Genomic DNA, 14,759 nt, shown 5'->3' on the forward strand with positions numbered 1-14,759 from the left:
AGCTGATTCGGTCGGCTGTTGCCGCCGCCAAGGGATGTCAGTCCCCGGTCGCGCTCGCGCCGTCCGTCTCGCCGCGGACCTGCTCGATGGCCGCGCTCACGTCCGCGCCGGCGTCGGCCGCCCGCTCCAGCACCACGTCGGCCATCAGCGGCTCGGTCCCGACGGCGCCCGCATACCAGATTCGGTGGCCCTCGACAGTCTCGGGGACGCCCCAGCCGTCGCGGTAGTCCTCGCACAGCCCCATGTCCTCGGGAATGTCCTCCTGGGTGTGGTAGCCGTCGGCGATGAACTGCGGGACGACGACCACGTCCTCGCTCTCGAAGAACTCCGTCACGTCGTCGACCTCCGGGTCCTCGTCCATGAACAGCGCCTTTACCTCGTCGAAGCGGTCCATCCCGGCGATGCGGTCGGCGTGGTACTCGATGGCCTTCGCGGAGTTCTCGTTGCGCTCGGTGCCGTGACCGACGACGGCGAGGCCGAACCCCTCACCCACGTCGGGGTCGTCGGTGACCGACTTCGCGCGCTGGACGATGACGTCGCTCATCGAGTCGTGGGTGCCCACGGGACCACAGTAGTGGACCGTCTGGCCCGTGTCCTCGGCGGTCAGCGTGGCGTGGCTCGCGCTCGTTCCGTCCGAGTCCCACAGTTCGGGGTCCCACTCGTCCAGGCGGAACTCCCGCGGGATGACCTGCTCGGTGAAGTACCCCTCGGAGATGAAAAGCGGGACCAGATACACCTCGTCGGCGTCGACCGTTCTGAGCACCTCGCGGAAGTGGGGCTCCTCCTTCCAGAAGGACTCCCGTACCTCGCCGAACGCGCCGGTCGCGCGGATGGTGTCCGCGTGGGTAAAGGTCGGCGTGCTCGACTCGGCGTTCAGATGCGAGCCGTGGGCCGCGATGACGAGCGCTTGCTCCATGCGGGACCCTTGGAACGAATCGCTCTTAGGGGCTTCGCTGGCGACATCGGCTACGCTTTTGTGTCTCCGACGCCCGCGTTCTCCCATATGTCACTCGCCGCTGCCACCCGCGACGCCGTCCGCGAGCGCCCCTTCCTCTACGACGCGCTCCGGGCCGGCGTCGTCAACTACACCGCCGCCGCCCGACAGCTCGGCGTCGAGGGGGACACGGACGCCGTCGCCACCGCCCTGCGCCGGTTCGCCGAGGAACTGCCCGACGGGCCGGCCCACGACAGCGAGGCGCGCGTCTCGATGCGGAGCGGGCTGGGCCGGAGCGGCGACGGCGACGCGCTTCTCTCGGTCGGTGACGCCCGCTTTACCGACGGGACGGGGTCGCTCACCGGCGTCGTCGCGAGCGGCGACCTCTCACCAGCGGCGCTGGGCGACGTGCTCGGTCGGCTGCGAGCGGCGGACATCGCCGTCGAAGCGGCCGGCGTCGGCGACGGGACGCTGGTGGTCGTCGTCAAGCGGCGAGGCGGTCCGGACGCCGTGCGCGTCGTCGAGGGCACCGTCGGTCGGTAGCTCGCTACCCAGCCGGCGAGGGGGACGTTCTGCCCGGCAACAGCCGCGAGCACACGAGTCAGACGAATCGTTCCGACGCTTTGAAGCGGCCCGATAGAGAGAACACAGGTAATGACGCTGCGCGTGACGAACACGTTAACCGGCGAGACGGAGCCGTTCGAGCCACGCGACCCCGATTCGGTGTTGCTGTACTACTGCGGGCTGACCACGTCGGACCCGCCCCATCTGGGCCACGCCCGAGGGTGGGTCCACGTCGACGTCATGTGTCGCTGGCTCGACTGGCTGGGCTACGACGTGCGTCACGTCGAGAACTTCACCGACGTCAACGAGAAGATCGTCGCCCGCGTCGGCGAGGACGGCGAGAGCGAGGCCGACGTCGCGGCCCACTACGTCCAGGAAGTCATCACGGACATGCGGTCGCTGAACCTGTCTCGTGCGGAAGTGTACCCGCGCGTCTCCGAACACGTCCCCGAAATCGTCGCACTGGTCGAGCGTCTCGTCGAGGGCGGACACGCCTACGAGACCAACGGCTCGGTCTACTTCGACGTGACCAGCTTCGACGACTACGGCAAGCTCTCGAACCAGACCGTCGACGACATCGAGGCCCAGGGCACCGACGCCGAGAGCGAGAAGCGCCACCCCGCGGACTTCGCGCTCTGGAAGGCCGGGGGCGTCGCCCCCGAGGATATCGCCGACCATCAGCACCCGGAGGCCGCGCCCGCCGAGGAGGCCTGCGAGACGGCCCAGACCTGGGACTCGCCGTGGGGCGAGGGCCGGCCCGGCTGGCACATCGAGTGTTCGGCGATGTCGATGGCCCACCTCGACGAGACCATCGATATCCACGTCGGCGGACAGGACCTCGTCTTCCCTCACCACGAGAACGAGGTGGCCCAGAGCGAGGCCGCCACCGGGCAGCGCTTCGCCGACTACTGGCTCCACGTCCGCCTGCTGGAGACGAAAGGCGAGAAGATGTCCTCCTCGCTGGGGAACTTCTTCACCGTCTCCGAGGCCGTCGCCGAGTTCGGCGCGGACGTGCTCAGAACGTTCCTGCTGTCGACGGCGTACACCTCGCGGGCCACGTTCAGCGAGGAGACCATCGGCGAGGCCGAGGAACGCTGGGACCGCCTCCAGCGGGGCTACGAGCGGGCGGTGGCGGCCTGCGACGACGTCGACGCCTACGCCACGACGACCCACGACGAGCTCCGGGACGCGGTCGCGGCCGCCCGCGAGGGGTTCGAGACGGCGATGAACGACGACTTCAACACCCGTGAGGCGATGACCGCGCTGCTTGACCTCACCGGGACCCTCAACGCGTACGTCGACGACCACGAGGCGTACGACTACGTGGCGCTCCGGCGGGCCGTCGAGACCTTCGAGGAGTTCGGCGGCGGTGTCCTCGGTCTCACCTTCGGCGAGAGCGGCGACGGGGGCGACGTGGCGCTCGCGGGCGAACTCGTCGAACTCGTCTTGCAGGCCCGGGAAGACGAGCGGGCCGCGGGCAACTACGAGCGCGCCGACGAGCTCCGCGACGAGCTCGAAGCGATGGGCGTCGAGGTACAGGACACCGACGAGGGACCGACCTACCGGCTATCGGGCTCCGACTGAGGCGGGCCGGTCGGCCCGCAACCGGCCTTCGACCGCCGAGAGGCCACGAAACTTATCACGGCGGGCTCGCCTGTCGTCCGTATGCGACGCTCACTCCTGACAGCGGTCGTTGCGATGCTCGTCGTCGCCTCGGGCTGTATCGGTCTCGTCACCGGCGAGACCGTCGAGTTCGAGGCCAGTAACGCGACGGTCGAGGAGAGCACGCTCGAATCGACGGGCTACGAGGAGAACAGCGCCACCGAGCGGTCGAGTACCCGGAACGTGACCTTCGTCGGGCAGGAGCGGAGTATCCGCGTTGTAAACAAAGTGACGCGGTACGGGAAGAACGGCACGGTCGAGCCGACCACGGGGACCGAGAGCCCGGCGGCCACAGTACAGAACGGGACGGTCGCGTCCGGGCCCGCCCGGTTCGTCCTCCTGTCCTCGCCGGGGGCGAACGTAGCCGGCCGGACGCTCAATCCGGCTGCGAGCTGGTCTAACGAGCGGGTACTCGAAGAGGTGGCCGACCAGACCGGCCAGATAGGTGACCTCGAAAAGCGGGGCAACCGGACCGCCGAGTCGCTCGGCGAGTCGCGTAACGTCAGCGAGTTCACCGGGACGACGTCGATGGTCGGGCGGGACGTCGAGGTGCGGGTCCACGTGACCAGCTTCGAACACGAGGGCGACGCCGTCATCGCCGTCGCGGTCCACCCGGAACGGATGGACGAGGAAGCGACCGTCGACGAGATGCTCGGCGGCATCGAACACGGCGGGAACTGACGACTCGCGGCGCGGGGGCAGTTCTCCGGCCCGCTCACACCAGCGCGTAGATCATCAACAGACAGAAGTATATCACGACCAGCGCGCCCAGCGCCCGGAGGCGGAAGCTTCCCAGTTCGGACTCCTCGGCCTCGTGGGCCGCCCGGAACGCCGTGACCTCCTCGTCGTCGAGCCGCTCGGGGTGGTCGAGGCCGCGGTGGAGCGCGAGCCACTCCTCGCGGGCGAACGGGCGACCGCAGTAGCGACACTCGTAGGCCGGTGCGCCGTCGGGCACGTCGTAGGCGTCGTCGGTCATAGGTACGGGAGCGGCACCTCCGGTCGGGAGACGACCCACAGGCTCGTCATCGTGTAGAACACCATCACGGCGATGAAGGGGTACTGCGAGCGGACCGCCTGCAGCCGGGACGGGAACACGTCGTACGCGGCGGCGTGGGCCACCCAGATGGCCACCAGGTGGCCGACGACGACGGCGGCGATGCCGACGCCACCGAACCACCCCGGCGGGTCGTAGATGGGGACCGCGCCGGGGTCCGAGAGGGGCGACAGCAGCGCGACCCACAGCGCCGGGGCGAGCACGAGGAAGTAGCCCAGATAGTGTGCGAAGTGATAGCCCGCGGCGATGGCCAGCAGCGGCGGCGCGAACCGCTGTGCGAGGGCGTCCGGTTCGAGGTAGGTCTCCGCGCTCTGGCGGCCCAGCCGGACGGCGAACCGGTAGGCCCCGAGAAAGAGCAGAAAGCCCGCGGCGAGCGCGAGCGGGTACAGCAGCTGGGGCGGGAGCCCCGCGTCGACCAGCGGTCCCGTCAGGTCGCGCCAGGCCGGCGTCGTCACGAGGCCGTCGAAGGTGGTCCCCCACAGGAGGGCGACGACGAAGGCCACTTCGTCGCGGCCGTCGACCAGCCGCGGCGTCGAGAGGTCCATCCCGGGCAGCCGAAGGCGGAGCCCTCGGTCGTCGTAGCCGATTGGTGCGACCCGCCCGTAGTAGCGAAAGACCCGTTCGACCGGGTCGGCCTCCCGGAACCATGTCTCGCGGTCGAACACGACCGCACCGGCGAGCGTGAAGACGCTGTAGCCCAGTACGGCCGTCGCCAGCAGCCGCGGGTCGTCGGCCAGCGGGCTCACCACTTCGAGCCATATCAGCGCCAGCAGACCGACCACGCTGGGCCAGGCGCCCACGTGGTCCGGATAGGGTCTCCCGAGCGACGGGAGGGCCATCGCGACGGTGTCGAGCGGGTTGAGCACGCGCCAGCTGTTGCCGACGAGATACGTCGTCATCGCCAGCCCCGCCCACCAGCCGACCCACACCAGCAGGATGGCGAGGTTCGTCTGCGGGGTCGTCGGGCCGACGAAGCCGATTACCAGGACGGTCACGAAACCCGCAAGGCCGATGGCGCGGCCGGCGAACTCCGGAAGCCGCGAGTCGCTCGCGACGAGTGGCCGCCCCCAGTCGTGGAGACTGGCGATGAACGAGCGGTCGGTGACGAAGGAAGCGAGCAGGAACGAGGCTCCGACGGCGGCTCCCCCGGTCGAGAGAAACAGCCACGTCGGAATCGTCAGCGATTCGCGGCCGCCCCCGGCGAGGCTCCCGCCGTGGGCCGTCGCGGTCCCGACGGCGAGGAGCGCACAGAGCGTTCCCACCACTCCCCCGGCGACGCGGCGTCGGCGCGCTGTCATCAGCGGGCGTAGGTGCCTCGTCCCCGTGTAGCTTCCGACATCGGAGCGGCCAAAGCAAGGGACGCTCCACACGCCGGTCCGCTCTGGTATCGCCACCTCCTCCGCGCCAATGGGATGGGCTTTTAGTAATCCGCCCGTAAGGAGCCGATATGAGCACATCGGATGAACACGAGGGAGGCCACGAGCACCACCTCCCGGCGACGGAGGACTGGCCACACGGCTTCGGCGAGGCGAGCTGGTGGCCCTTCATCACGGCCGTCGGTGGGTCGGGCATCTACGTCGGGGCGGCGCTGTTGGTCCTCTCGATGGGCGAGAGCGCACTGGTGAGCACCACCATCGGTGCCGGCGTCACGGTCGGCAGCATCGGCCTGTTTCTGGCCGGCATCTACGGGTGGCTGTATCACGCGTTCGTCTCCGACTTCTGGGAGCGGGGTACCGACCACCACTCCGGTCGGACGCTGAAGTTCGCGATGTTGCTGTTCCTGGGGTCCGAGGTCGCGACCTTCGGGGCCGGCTTCGTCTACTACTTCTTCGTCCGTGGCACCGACGTCTGGCTCGCGGCCGACATCCCGGAGGTGTGGGGCTCACTCGTTCTGGTCAACACGATCATCCTCATCATCAGCTCGGTGACGCTGCATTTCAGCCACGTCGCCCTGCGTAACGGCAACCGCTCGGGCTTCCTGAAACTCATGGCCGTGACGCTGCTCCTCGGAATCGTCTTCATCGGCGGCCAAGTGTACGAGTACTACGAGTTCATCGTCCACAAGGGCTTCACCATCACCGGTGGTATCTACGGCTCGGCGTTCTACGGCCTGACCGGCCTGCACGGCCTCCACGTCACGATGGGCGCCGTCCTGCTGGGCATCGTCTTCCTGCGGGGCTACTACGGGCAGTACTCCGCCGAGCGCCACACCTCCGTCTCGACGGCCTCGATGTACTGGCACTTCGTCGACGTGGTGTGGGTGTTCCTCGTCGTCGTCCTCTACGTCGGCGCGAACCTGGTCTAAGGCTTAAGCGCCGCCGCGACTTCTACGGACTATGGAGCAGCTAGACGTCAGCGACGGCTTCGACGTCCACGACTACCGCCACGGGCTGAAGCTGCTGAAACAGGACCGGGGGACGATGACCCTCGAAAACCGCGAAGGGTTTGGCTGTCCGGCCTGTGGCGACCCCTTCGAGCGGCTGTTGGTCACCGAGCACCGAACAGGCAGTTTCGGGGAGCCGGGCACGTCGTTCTGTCTCGCCCGAACCGACGAGCGCCTGCTGGTGCTTACACACTAACCCCGGCCGAGCGCGGCGTTCGACCGCTCGGCTGCGAAATTAACGGCCCAGTTTTATAATAATCAATAGTTGATATTTCCCTATGCGAGCAGCGAGACTCCACGAGTACACGGACGACATGGAAGCGGGGCTCTCGATAGACGAGGTCGACGCGCCGGCGGTGACAGACAGCGACGACGTCATCGTCGAAGTCGAAGGCGCGGGCTGGTGTCAGACGGACAACCACATCATCGAGGGGATGTGGGAGCCATATGTCCCACAGCCGCTGCCGATGACGCTCGGCCACGAGAACGCCGGCACCGTCGTCGCGGTCGGCGACGAGGTCCAGTTGGTCTCCGAAGGCGACAAGGTCGTCTGCCACCCCGTCCAGACCTGTGGCACCTGTCGGCCGTGCCGGCAGGGCGAGACGATGTACTGCGAGAACGACGCCTTCAACGGGCTGACGACCGACGGGGGCTTTGCCGACCAACTCCACACGAGCGAGCGGTCGGTCGTCCCGCTGCCCGACGGCATCGACCCGGCGGACATCGCGCCCCACGCCGATGCCGGCATCACGGCGTACCACGCCGCGAAGAAGGCCGTTCGCGAGCTCGACCCCGGTGACGCCGCCGTCGTCGTCGGCGTCGGCGGGCTGGGCCACATCGGCCTGCAGTGTCTCGACGCGATGAGCGCCGCCGACATCGTCGCCGTCGATATCAAGGCGTCGGCGCGTGACCTCGCCAGCGATCTGGGCGCCCACTACACTATCGACCCCACGAGCGAGGACGTGGCCGACGAAATCGAGGGTATCACCGACGGCGTCGGCGCGGCACAGGTACTGGATTTCGTCGGCGCCGACGAGACCACCGCGCTCGCGCCGGAGGTCGTCGCCGCTGGCGGCGACCACCACATCATCGGCTACGGCGGCCACATCCACGAGCCCGCCCAGGCGCTCGTCAACGGCGAGTTCGCGTATCAGGGGAACATCGTCGGCCGCTACGCCGAGCTTCAGGAACTGGTCGCGCTCGTCGAGCGCGGCGCGGTCGAACTCGAGACCACCCGCTACGACCTCGAAGCGATAAACGACGTGGCGGTGAAACTCGAACATCGCGAAATCGACGGGCGCGCGGTCATCACGCCCTGACACGCCGACTGTCGGCGCGGAAGGAACTGTTTTCACTGCCGACCGAGTTCCGGTGTGTATGAACGTCGGTCCTCTGTCGTGGCTGGCGGTGCTCCAGCTGAGCACCGAGTTCGGCGTCGACGTCCCCGGCTACGTGGGGCTGACCGGCACCGCTGTCGGCGCCTTCCTGTCGACGCTCGTCGTCGGGGCGATTCTGGTCGCCGTCGCCCCGGCGTACACCGAGCGGAAGATAGCCACACTGCTGGAGGAGCCCGTCGGGTCGTTCATCTACGGCTTCGTCTCGCTCGGCTTGCTCGTGCTCGTGATATTCGTGCTGGTGCTCACTATCGTCGGTATCGTCGTCGCCCTGCCACTGGTGCTCGTCGCCTACGTCGTCTGGGTCGTCGGGGCGTCCATCGCCTACCTCGCTATCGGGGCGCGGCTGGTCGGCCGCGAAGACGGCTGGACGAAGCCGCTGTTCGCCGGCGCGGCTATCAACGGCGTCCTCACGCTGACCGGTATCGGCGGTCTCGTCACGTTCGCCATCGGCGCCGCCGGCTTCGGCGCCGTGCTCCGGGACTACCTGTAGTGGCACTCTCTCGGTAGCCACCTGCGGAGCGCTCGTCTGGTGCAGTCGGTGGAGGACGGTCGGACACGGATATCGTACCGTCGAGCCGTACTCTGTCGCTGCCACAATCAGGACCTGCGGTTTCCGTCTCGCTCGCTGGCCTTTTATTCGGCAATAATAATCATGCATAGATTACATTAATTTATGTTTTGAAAGGTTAGTATGGATTGCGTTCCACTTGGTCGTGTCGCCGACACACAGTTATCTGAGAGCGATCGAACGAATCGACTGGTCTCCGGAAACCGGGATTCCGTCGCGACCAGTCTATCGGTGCCAGCGGGAGGGGGACAGCTATGAAAGTCCGCGCCGTCGTCCTCTCGGCGCTGATGGTTTTCTCCGTGTTCGCGGCGCCCGGCATCGGCGCGACACAGGCGGGCAACACGGACGCGACACAGGCGGGCAACACAGACCTGACAGCGGCAGGGAACACGAACGCAGCGCCCACCGCGAATCCGGACACCGTGACCGCCGGCGGGAACACCACGACCGTCATACAGACCGATACGCTCCTCGCAAACGACACGGACCCCGACGGCGATACGCTCATCGTCACCGGGGCGGTGAGTCAGCCGTCGGAGGGGACGCTCACGTTCACCGGTGACGCCTTCGAGTACACCGCCGGCGAAGGATTCTTCGGAAATGACACCTTCGTCTACGAGGTCGAGGACGGCTCGGGCGCGACGGACATCGCCACGGTGACCGTCGACGTTCAGTCCGTGTCGAACGTCACCGACGTCAATGTCAGTGATCTCTCCGGGTCCGGAACCGACGACGACCCCTACGTCATCACCAACGCCTCCGAGCTGCAGTCGATGGAGGACGACACGAGTGCCTCGTACGTCCTCGGGAACGACGTCGACGCATCGGAGACCGCCAAGTGGAACGCCCGGAAAGGGTTCGACCCAGTGGGTACCGCCAGTTCGGACTCGAAATTTTCCGGGACCTTCGACGGTGAGGGACACACCATCAGCGGCCTCACGATAGACAGGCCGGGGGAAGATGACGTCGGCCTGTTCGCGAGTAGCAGCGGTACGGTCAGAAATCTGCGTATCGTGGCGGCCGATATCACCGGCGAGGATAACGTGGGCGGTATCGTCGGGGCCGTCGAGTTGGGGGACCTGGCCAACCTGTCCACTAGCGGCTCCATCGACGGGGACACATTCGTCGGAGGCGTCGCGGGCGATGTGGCAGATAGGGAGGCCAGTGTGCGCCACATCTCGTCGTCGGCCACGGTCAACGGTACCGAGAGTGTTGGCGGCCTCGTCGGAGAGAACAGAGCACCGCTACGGAATTCGACTTCTAGCGCCACCGTTCGTGGGACTGAACGGGTCGGTGGAATCGTCGGTTACGACGGCGGGGTCAGATACGACACGACTGACCTCCGCAATGTCTCGTCCACTGCGACAGTTTCCGGTGACGAGACCGTCGGCGGAGTCGCCGGCGAGACCGAATACGGCAAGGTGATCAACAGCACTAGCGAGGCCACGGTAACCGGCGATACGCAGGTGGGCGGACTCGTCGGAACCGCGTCTAGACTCTTCGGCAGCGTCAGAGGGTCCTCGTCGAGCGGGTCTGTCAATGGGAGCAACAACGTTGGGGGGCTTGTCGGGCTCTACCGCGCACCCATCGTTGACTCCCGGTCGACTGCGACAGTCACCGGGAGCGAGAACGTCGGTGGCCTCGTCGGAGCCTCCAGTACGAACCGATACTACGCGAGACCCTCCGTCGAGAACTCTTCGGCTAGCGCCACCGTAACTGGGTCGACTAACGTCGGTGGACTGGCCGGCACTACCGGTTCCGAGCTACGGAACGTCTCCGCCGACGGCACTGTCCGTGGCAACACGTCAGTCGGCGGTCTGGTTGGCTCCCTCGGCGGCGACGCCCGATATGCGACGGCAAACGCGACCGTAACCGGAACGCAGTCCGTCGGTGGCCTCGTCGGTACCATCGGGTCGTCCAGTGCCCGGGTGGTAGATGCGTACGCCACCGGGAGCGTCACTGGGAGCCGTCAGGTCGGTGGCCTCGTCGGAACTATCGATGACAACGCCACTGACGTACTCAACCGGACCTACGCAGTCGCGAACGTTTCGGGCGATTCCGAGACCGGGGGACTCGTCGGCGCTGTTGGCAGTACCGGAACAGTGTACTCGTACTGGGACACGCAGGCGACCGGACAGGCAGACTCAGCCGCAGGCACCGGCCTGACGACGGCTCAGATGACCGGGACGGCCGCCCCGACGAACATGACGGGCTTCGACTTCGTCGTCACCTGGGAGACCCGGCCCGACGGCTATCCCGTGCTCTCGCCGGGCACGCGGAATCCGAACACGGCACCGACTGCGCGTGACGACACCCTGAGCACCACCGAGAACACGCCGCTGACCATCGACGGGGCGACGCTGCTCGCGAACGACGACGACCCCGACGGCAACAGGCTCTCGGTCGTCGGCTCCATCGGTGAGCCAGCGAACGGAACGCTCACGTTCGACAACGGGAGCTTCGAGTACGCGCCCGACGACGGGTTCACCGGCGAAGACAGCTTCGTCTACGAGATGCAGGACTCCTTCGGCGCGACGGACACCGCGACGGTGACCATCACCGTCGGCAAAGAGGCGGACAACAGTGCTCCGACGGCCAGCGACGATAGCGTGAACACGACCGAGAACGCGACCCTGGCCATCGACACCGCGGAGTTGCTGGCCAACGACACCGACCCCGACGGCGACACGCTCACCGTGACGGGTGTGTCGAGCCAGCCCGCCAACGGTACTGCCTCGCTGGACAACGGCACCGTCGAGTACACGCCCGCTGCGGGCTTTACCGGCGAGGACAGCTTCGACTACCGAATCGAAGACGGTGCTGGCGCAGCTGACACCGCGACGGTGTTCATCACCGTCGAACCGAGCGAGCCCGAGGGGCCGGTGCTCTCGGTCGGGGACGCGACGGTCACGGCCAACGACACCGCGACAGTGAACGTGAGCCTCTCTGCCGTGCCGGACGGACTGAGCGGCTTCAACGTCAGCGTCACCGCCGGGGACGCGAACGTCACGAGCATCGAGGGGGCCGCGGTCGACCCGACGTTCACGCTCAGCGCGGTGACGCTGGATAGCGCCGCCAGCGCGACGCTCGTCGGGACTGACGTGAACAAGAGCGTCGACCCCGGCGACGCGAACGTCACACTCGGCTCCGTCACCATCGACGGCGTGGGCGCGGGCACGACCGACCTGTCGCTCACGGTCGACCAGATAGACGACGATTCGGGTGACCTGATCACCCCGGTCACCGAGGGCGGGTCGGTCACCGTCGAGCGCTGTGGGCCGGTGCGACCGTCGCTGCCCGCACCGACCGACCCCGACGGCGACGGCGACTACGAGGACCTCAACGGCAACGGACGACTGGACTTCCAGGACGTCGTTCTCCTGTTCGACGAGCAGGATAGCCTCTCTGCGACCTGCTATGACTTCAACGAAAACGGTCGAACGGACTACGACGACGTGCGTGCGCTGTTCGACAGCATCTGAGATGACGGCGACGACAACGCGGTCCATCGGCCTGTTCGCCCTCGTCTCCGTAGTCGTCGTTGCGGCCTCGGCAGGTGGGGCCATCACGCAGCGGAGCGACGCGGACCCGACGGTGACCGTCGCGGACGCAACGGTCGAGGCGGGCGACGCCGCCACCGTCGCTATCGAACTGTCCAGCGCGCCGTCCGGGCTCACCGGGTACGAGCTCGAATTCGGGCTCGGCTCCGGCTCCGTCGGGAACGTCACCGGCGCGACCTACCCCGGCGCCTTCGAGCTGACTGAACCGCCGAACGTGAGCGCCGACAAAGCCTCCGTCGTGCTGGAGGCGGCCAACGTACAGGGCGCACCCGGTCGGAACGCGACGGACGTCACGCTCGCGACGGTAACGCTGGCGGGAACGACACCGGGGAACACGTCGCTGAGCGTCTCCGTCGTCGAGATGGACGACGCGGACGGCCAGCGGGTCCGGCCGTCAGTCGACAGCGGCACTCTCAGCGTCGAGTCAACGACCGACGGTGGCGGTACATCCGGTGGCGGCGCCGGCGGCGGTTCCGGTGGCGGCGCCGGCGGCGGTTCCGGTGGTGACGCGGGCGAAGATGCCGATGACGCCGGCGAGGATGCTGCTGACGCCGACGACGGTGCCGCGGCGTCGACCGGCGGAGACGGTAACAGTCCGGACGGAACGCCAACGACGACGGAACGGCCGTCCACGGAGCCGACCACGACGGAGGCCTCGACAGTGACTCCCGAAGAGACGGCGCGCTCACCGGAGGAGAGTGAGACGGTCACGGCGACGGCGCCGACCGAGGAAACGCCCACCGACGTGAGGACGGCGAACGGAACGGCGACGACTACCGGCGGTACTGGCTCCGGATTCGGAGCGGGCGTCGCTGTCCTCGGTCTGGTCGTGGCGGTACTGTCCCTGTTCCGCCGGCGGGGCTAGCCGCACTGCCGCCGGCTCGGTCGCAGCGTCGCTCCGTGCCGGGACGGTCAAACGCCCACGTGGTTGCGTCGCTCCTCACTTTCGTTCGTCACAGAAAAGCCGGTGGAGGGATTTGAACCCTCGGCCTAATCCTTACGAAGGATTCGCTCTGCCAGTCTGAGCTACACCGGCACGTTGGCACACTCGACCAAGCACTCGTTGCGACAGCACGTCCACAGTGTGCCACTCGACAATACAGGATAGTGCCGATAACCGCAATAAGGATTGCGAATCAAGGCCGCCGTCAGGCCGATTTCGTGCCGACGACGGTGACCGGGACGGGCGATTCGAGTAGGACCTGCTGGGAGACGCTTCCGAAGATGACCTTTCCGGTGGGCGAGCGCTTGCGCGACCCCATGACGATGTGGTCTGCCTCGTGCTCTTCGGCGATGTCGAGGATGCCGTCGGCGGGCGGGAGTCGTCCCTCCGCGAGCGTCACCGCGTAGCCGCGGTCTTCGAGGTAGTCACGCGCCAGCTGGACCGTCTCGACCTGCTCGATGCCGTCCGCGTCGTCGGGGTCTTTCACGTCGTCCGGCGGGAGCGCGTGGGTGACGATGACCTCGATGTTCTCCGCGGACGTCGGCAGCTCCTCGACGAAGGCGGCCTGCCCGCGGGCACGGTCCGGGTCTGTATCGACGGGGACGAGTATCCGGTACATAGTAGTTCGAGGGACCGAGCGGTCCCGTTGATTCGAGATTCACCGGCGGCCACCGTAACTTTTGTCACTCCAGTGGGCTCAGCGGCGCAACCGGGCGTCGATAACGACGTTGTGTTCGCCCGGAGCGTAGGACCGCACGGTCCGGCGGGTCTCGACGGTGACGTTGTATTCAGGTTCGGCCGCCTCGCGTATCGCCCGCTCCCCGGGCCCGAACGGGTCGGTGTCGGGCTGGATGTCGTAGTAGTGAAGCGTACAGTCGTCACCGGCCAGTTCGACCGCGGTGTCGAGGAACTCGCCGGCGCTGTGCGGGAGGTTCATCACGACGCGGTCGGCCCAGCCGGCGTACTCCGCGGCGACCTCGCGAACGTCGCCACAGACGGCCGTGACCCTGTCGGCGACGCCGTTGCGCTCTGCGTTCCGTCGGAGGTACTCGATGGCCCGTTCGTTGATGTCGGTCCCGACGCAGGTGGCGCCCTGCCGGGCGAACGGGACGACGAACGGACCGACACCGGCGAACATATCGAACGCCCGCTCGCCCGCCGTGACCTGCTCGACGACCCGGTGGCGTTCGGTCGCCAGCCGGGGCGAGAAGTACACCTCGGCGAGGTCGAGCTCGAACGCACAGCCGTACTCCCGGTGGACGACCTCGGTGGTGTCACCCGCCAGGATTTCCCAGTCCCGGACCCGCTCGGTCCCCTTGATTTTGGAGGCGCGGTTGAGCACGCCCTCGACCGGGAGGTCCGAGGCCACGATGGCGTCGGCGACCCGCTGGGCCCGGTCGGGGTCGTCCTCGTCGACGATGACGAGGTCGCCCAGCCGCTCGTAACTCGGCTCGAAGCCAAGCCGGTCGGCCGGCATCGTCTGGCCCTCCCGGACCGGCGCGTCGAAGCCGACGACCTCGAAGGTGTCCGGCACCGCCGAGGGGTCTGTCACCGGGACGTACAGCGCGCCGTCCTCGACAGTGATATCGTAGCCGTCGTCGACGAGGTCCGCCTCGGCCAGCCGCCGGCGAGTCGCCTCGCCTTCCTCGCGGGAGACGCGAACGCAGGGGACGCTCATACCCACTCTCCCCGGC

14 protein-coding genes and 1 tRNA gene are annotated in these 14,759 nt (G+C 67.5%); 9 read left to right on the forward strand and 6 right to left on the reverse strand.

Annotated elements, in window-relative coordinates:
- Positions 1–37 precede the first annotated feature (37 nt).
- The gene (locus NDI56_RS07460; protein ID WP_310918808.1) at positions 38–916 is read right to left on the reverse strand and encodes a CbiX/SirB N-terminal domain-containing protein; all 879 of its coding nucleotides are present in this window, start codon (positions 914–916) and stop codon (positions 38–40) included.
- Positions 917–1,003: 87 nt separating this feature from the next.
- Between NDI56_RS07460 and NDI56_RS07465 the strand changes: the two genes are divergently transcribed.
- The 3 genes from NDI56_RS07465 (at position 1,004) to NDI56_RS07475 (ending at position 3,841) form a co-directional block, all read left to right on the forward strand.
- Positions 1,004–1,477, forward strand: coding sequence for a DUF7523 family protein (locus tag NDI56_RS07465; protein WP_310918809.1), 474 nt, complete (start codon positions 1,004–1,006; stop codon positions 1,475–1,477).
- Between the two features lie 111 nt (positions 1,478–1,588).
- Positions 1,589–3,082: a cysteine--tRNA ligase gene (gene cysS / locus NDI56_RS07470; RefSeq protein WP_310918810.1), complete on the forward strand. Its 1,494-nt coding sequence runs from the start codon at positions 1,589–1,591 to the stop codon at positions 3,080–3,082.
- Positions 3,083–3,163: 81 nt separating this feature from the next.
- Positions 3,164–3,841: a DUF6517 family protein gene (locus NDI56_RS07475; protein ID WP_310918811.1), complete on the forward strand. Its 678-nt coding sequence runs from the start codon at positions 3,164–3,166 to the stop codon at positions 3,839–3,841.
- Between the two features lie 34 nt (positions 3,842–3,875).
- Here NDI56_RS07475 and NDI56_RS07480 read toward each other — a convergent pair whose 3' ends face one another.
- Together NDI56_RS07480 and NDI56_RS07485 are read right to left on the reverse strand one after the other, a co-directional pair.
- Positions 3,876–4,136: a DUF7410 domain-containing protein gene (locus NDI56_RS07480; protein ID WP_310918812.1), complete on the reverse strand. Its 261-nt coding sequence runs from the start codon at positions 4,134–4,136 to the stop codon at positions 3,876–3,878.
- Entirely contained in the window at positions 4,133–5,479 is a 1,347-nt protein-coding gene (locus tag NDI56_RS07485) for a hypothetical protein (RefSeq protein WP_417935953.1), read from the reverse strand. Before NDI56_RS07485 ends, NDI56_RS07480 begins: the two co-directional genes overlap by 4 nt.
- 182 nt (positions 5,480–5,661) lie before the next feature.
- On the opposite strand from NDI56_RS07485, the gene NDI56_RS07490 reads away from it, so the two are divergent.
- From NDI56_RS07490 to NDI56_RS07515, 6 genes are all read left to right on the forward strand, one after another.
- A complete protein-coding gene (locus tag NDI56_RS07490) occupies positions 5,662–6,519 on the forward strand; it encodes a cytochrome c oxidase subunit 3 (RefSeq protein WP_310918814.1) in 858 nt (285 codons plus the stop codon).
- A 31-nt stretch (positions 6,520–6,550) separates the two neighbouring features.
- Positions 6,551–6,793 carry a DUF7385 family protein gene (locus NDI56_RS07495; RefSeq protein ID WP_310918815.1) on the forward strand — a complete coding sequence of 81 codons (243 nt, stop codon included), beginning with the start codon at positions 6,551–6,553 and terminating at the stop codon, positions 6,791–6,793.
- 82 nt (positions 6,794–6,875) lie between these two features.
- Complete coding sequence (locus NDI56_RS07500; RefSeq protein ID WP_310918816.1) at positions 6,876–7,916, forward strand: NAD(P)-dependent alcohol dehydrogenase; 1,041 nt, start codon at positions 6,876–6,878, stop codon at positions 7,914–7,916.
- A 58-nt stretch (positions 7,917–7,974) separates the two neighbouring features.
- Positions 7,975–8,484 carry a DUF8173 domain-containing protein gene (locus NDI56_RS07505; protein ID WP_310918817.1) on the forward strand — a complete coding sequence of 170 codons (510 nt, stop codon included), beginning with the start codon at positions 7,975–7,977 and terminating at the stop codon, positions 8,482–8,484.
- Between the two features lie 332 nt (positions 8,485–8,816).
- Positions 8,817–12,044, forward strand: coding sequence for an Ig-like domain-containing protein (locus tag NDI56_RS07510; protein WP_310918818.1), 3,228 nt, complete (start codon positions 8,817–8,819; stop codon positions 12,042–12,044).
- A 1-nt stretch (position 12,045) separates the two neighbouring features.
- Positions 12,046–12,987, forward strand: coding sequence for a hypothetical protein (locus NDI56_RS07515; protein ID WP_310918819.1), 942 nt, complete (start codon positions 12,046–12,048; stop codon positions 12,985–12,987).
- A gap of 97 nt (positions 12,988–13,084) precedes the next feature.
- Here the strand turns inward: NDI56_RS07515 and NDI56_RS07520 are convergent.
- From NDI56_RS07520 to NDI56_RS07530, 3 genes are all read right to left on the reverse strand, one after another.
- A tRNA-Thr gene (locus NDI56_RS07520) sits at positions 13,085–13,158 on the reverse strand.
- Positions 13,159–13,270: 112 nt separating this feature from the next.
- Complete coding sequence (locus NDI56_RS07525) at positions 13,271–13,684, reverse strand: universal stress protein (RefSeq protein ID WP_310918820.1); 414 nt, start codon at positions 13,682–13,684, stop codon at positions 13,271–13,273.
- Positions 13,685–13,762: 78 nt separating this feature from the next.
- A complete protein-coding gene (locus NDI56_RS07530) occupies positions 13,763–14,743 on the reverse strand; it encodes a class I SAM-dependent methyltransferase (protein ID WP_310918821.1) in 981 nt (326 codons plus the stop codon).
- Positions 14,744–14,759 lie beyond the last annotated feature (16 nt).

This window comes from Halomicroarcula saliterrae (genome assembly GCF_031624395.1).
Classification (GTDB): Archaea; Halobacteriota; Halobacteria; order Halobacteriales; family Haloarculaceae; genus Haloarcula; species Haloarcula saliterrae.

Coding starts and splice junctions, on each gene's coding strand:
- cysS (WP_310918810.1), top strand. CDS start 1,589: ATGACGCTGCGCGTGACGAACACGTTAACCGGCGAGACGGAGCCGTTC.
- NDI56_RS07510 (WP_310918818.1), top strand. CDS start 8,817: ATGAAAGTCCGCGCCGTCGTCCTCTCGGCGCTGATGGTTTTCTCCGTG.
- NDI56_RS07465 (WP_310918809.1), top strand. CDS start 1,004: ATGTCACTCGCCGCTGCCACCCGCGACGCCGTCCGCGAGCGCCCCTTC.
- NDI56_RS07480 (WP_310918812.1), bottom strand. CDS start 4,136: ATGACCGACGACGCCTACGACGTGCCCGACGGCGCACCGGCCTACGAG.
- NDI56_RS07530 (WP_310918821.1), bottom strand. CDS start 14,743: ATGAGCGTCCCCTGCGTTCGCGTCTCCCGCGAGGAAGGCGAGGCGACT.
- NDI56_RS07475 (WP_310918811.1), top strand. CDS start 3,164: ATGCGACGCTCACTCCTGACAGCGGTCGTTGCGATGCTCGTCGTCGCC.
- NDI56_RS07525 (WP_310918820.1), bottom strand. CDS start 13,684: ATGTACCGGATACTCGTCCCCGTCGATACAGACCCGGACCGTGCCCGC.
- NDI56_RS07490 (WP_310918814.1), top strand. CDS start 5,662: ATGAGCACATCGGATGAACACGAGGGAGGCCACGAGCACCACCTCCCG.
- NDI56_RS07505 (WP_310918817.1), top strand. CDS start 7,975: ATGAACGTCGGTCCTCTGTCGTGGCTGGCGGTGCTCCAGCTGAGCACC.
- NDI56_RS07500 (WP_310918816.1), top strand. CDS start 6,876: ATGCGAGCAGCGAGACTCCACGAGTACACGGACGACATGGAAGCGGGG.
- NDI56_RS07460 (WP_310918808.1), bottom strand. CDS start 916: ATGGAGCAAGCGCTCGTCATCGCGGCCCACGGCTCGCATCTGAACGCC.
- NDI56_RS07515 (WP_310918819.1), top strand. CDS start 12,046: ATGACGGCGACGACAACGCGGTCCATCGGCCTGTTCGCCCTCGTCTCC.
- NDI56_RS07495 (WP_310918815.1), top strand. CDS start 6,551: ATGGAGCAGCTAGACGTCAGCGACGGCTTCGACGTCCACGACTACCGC.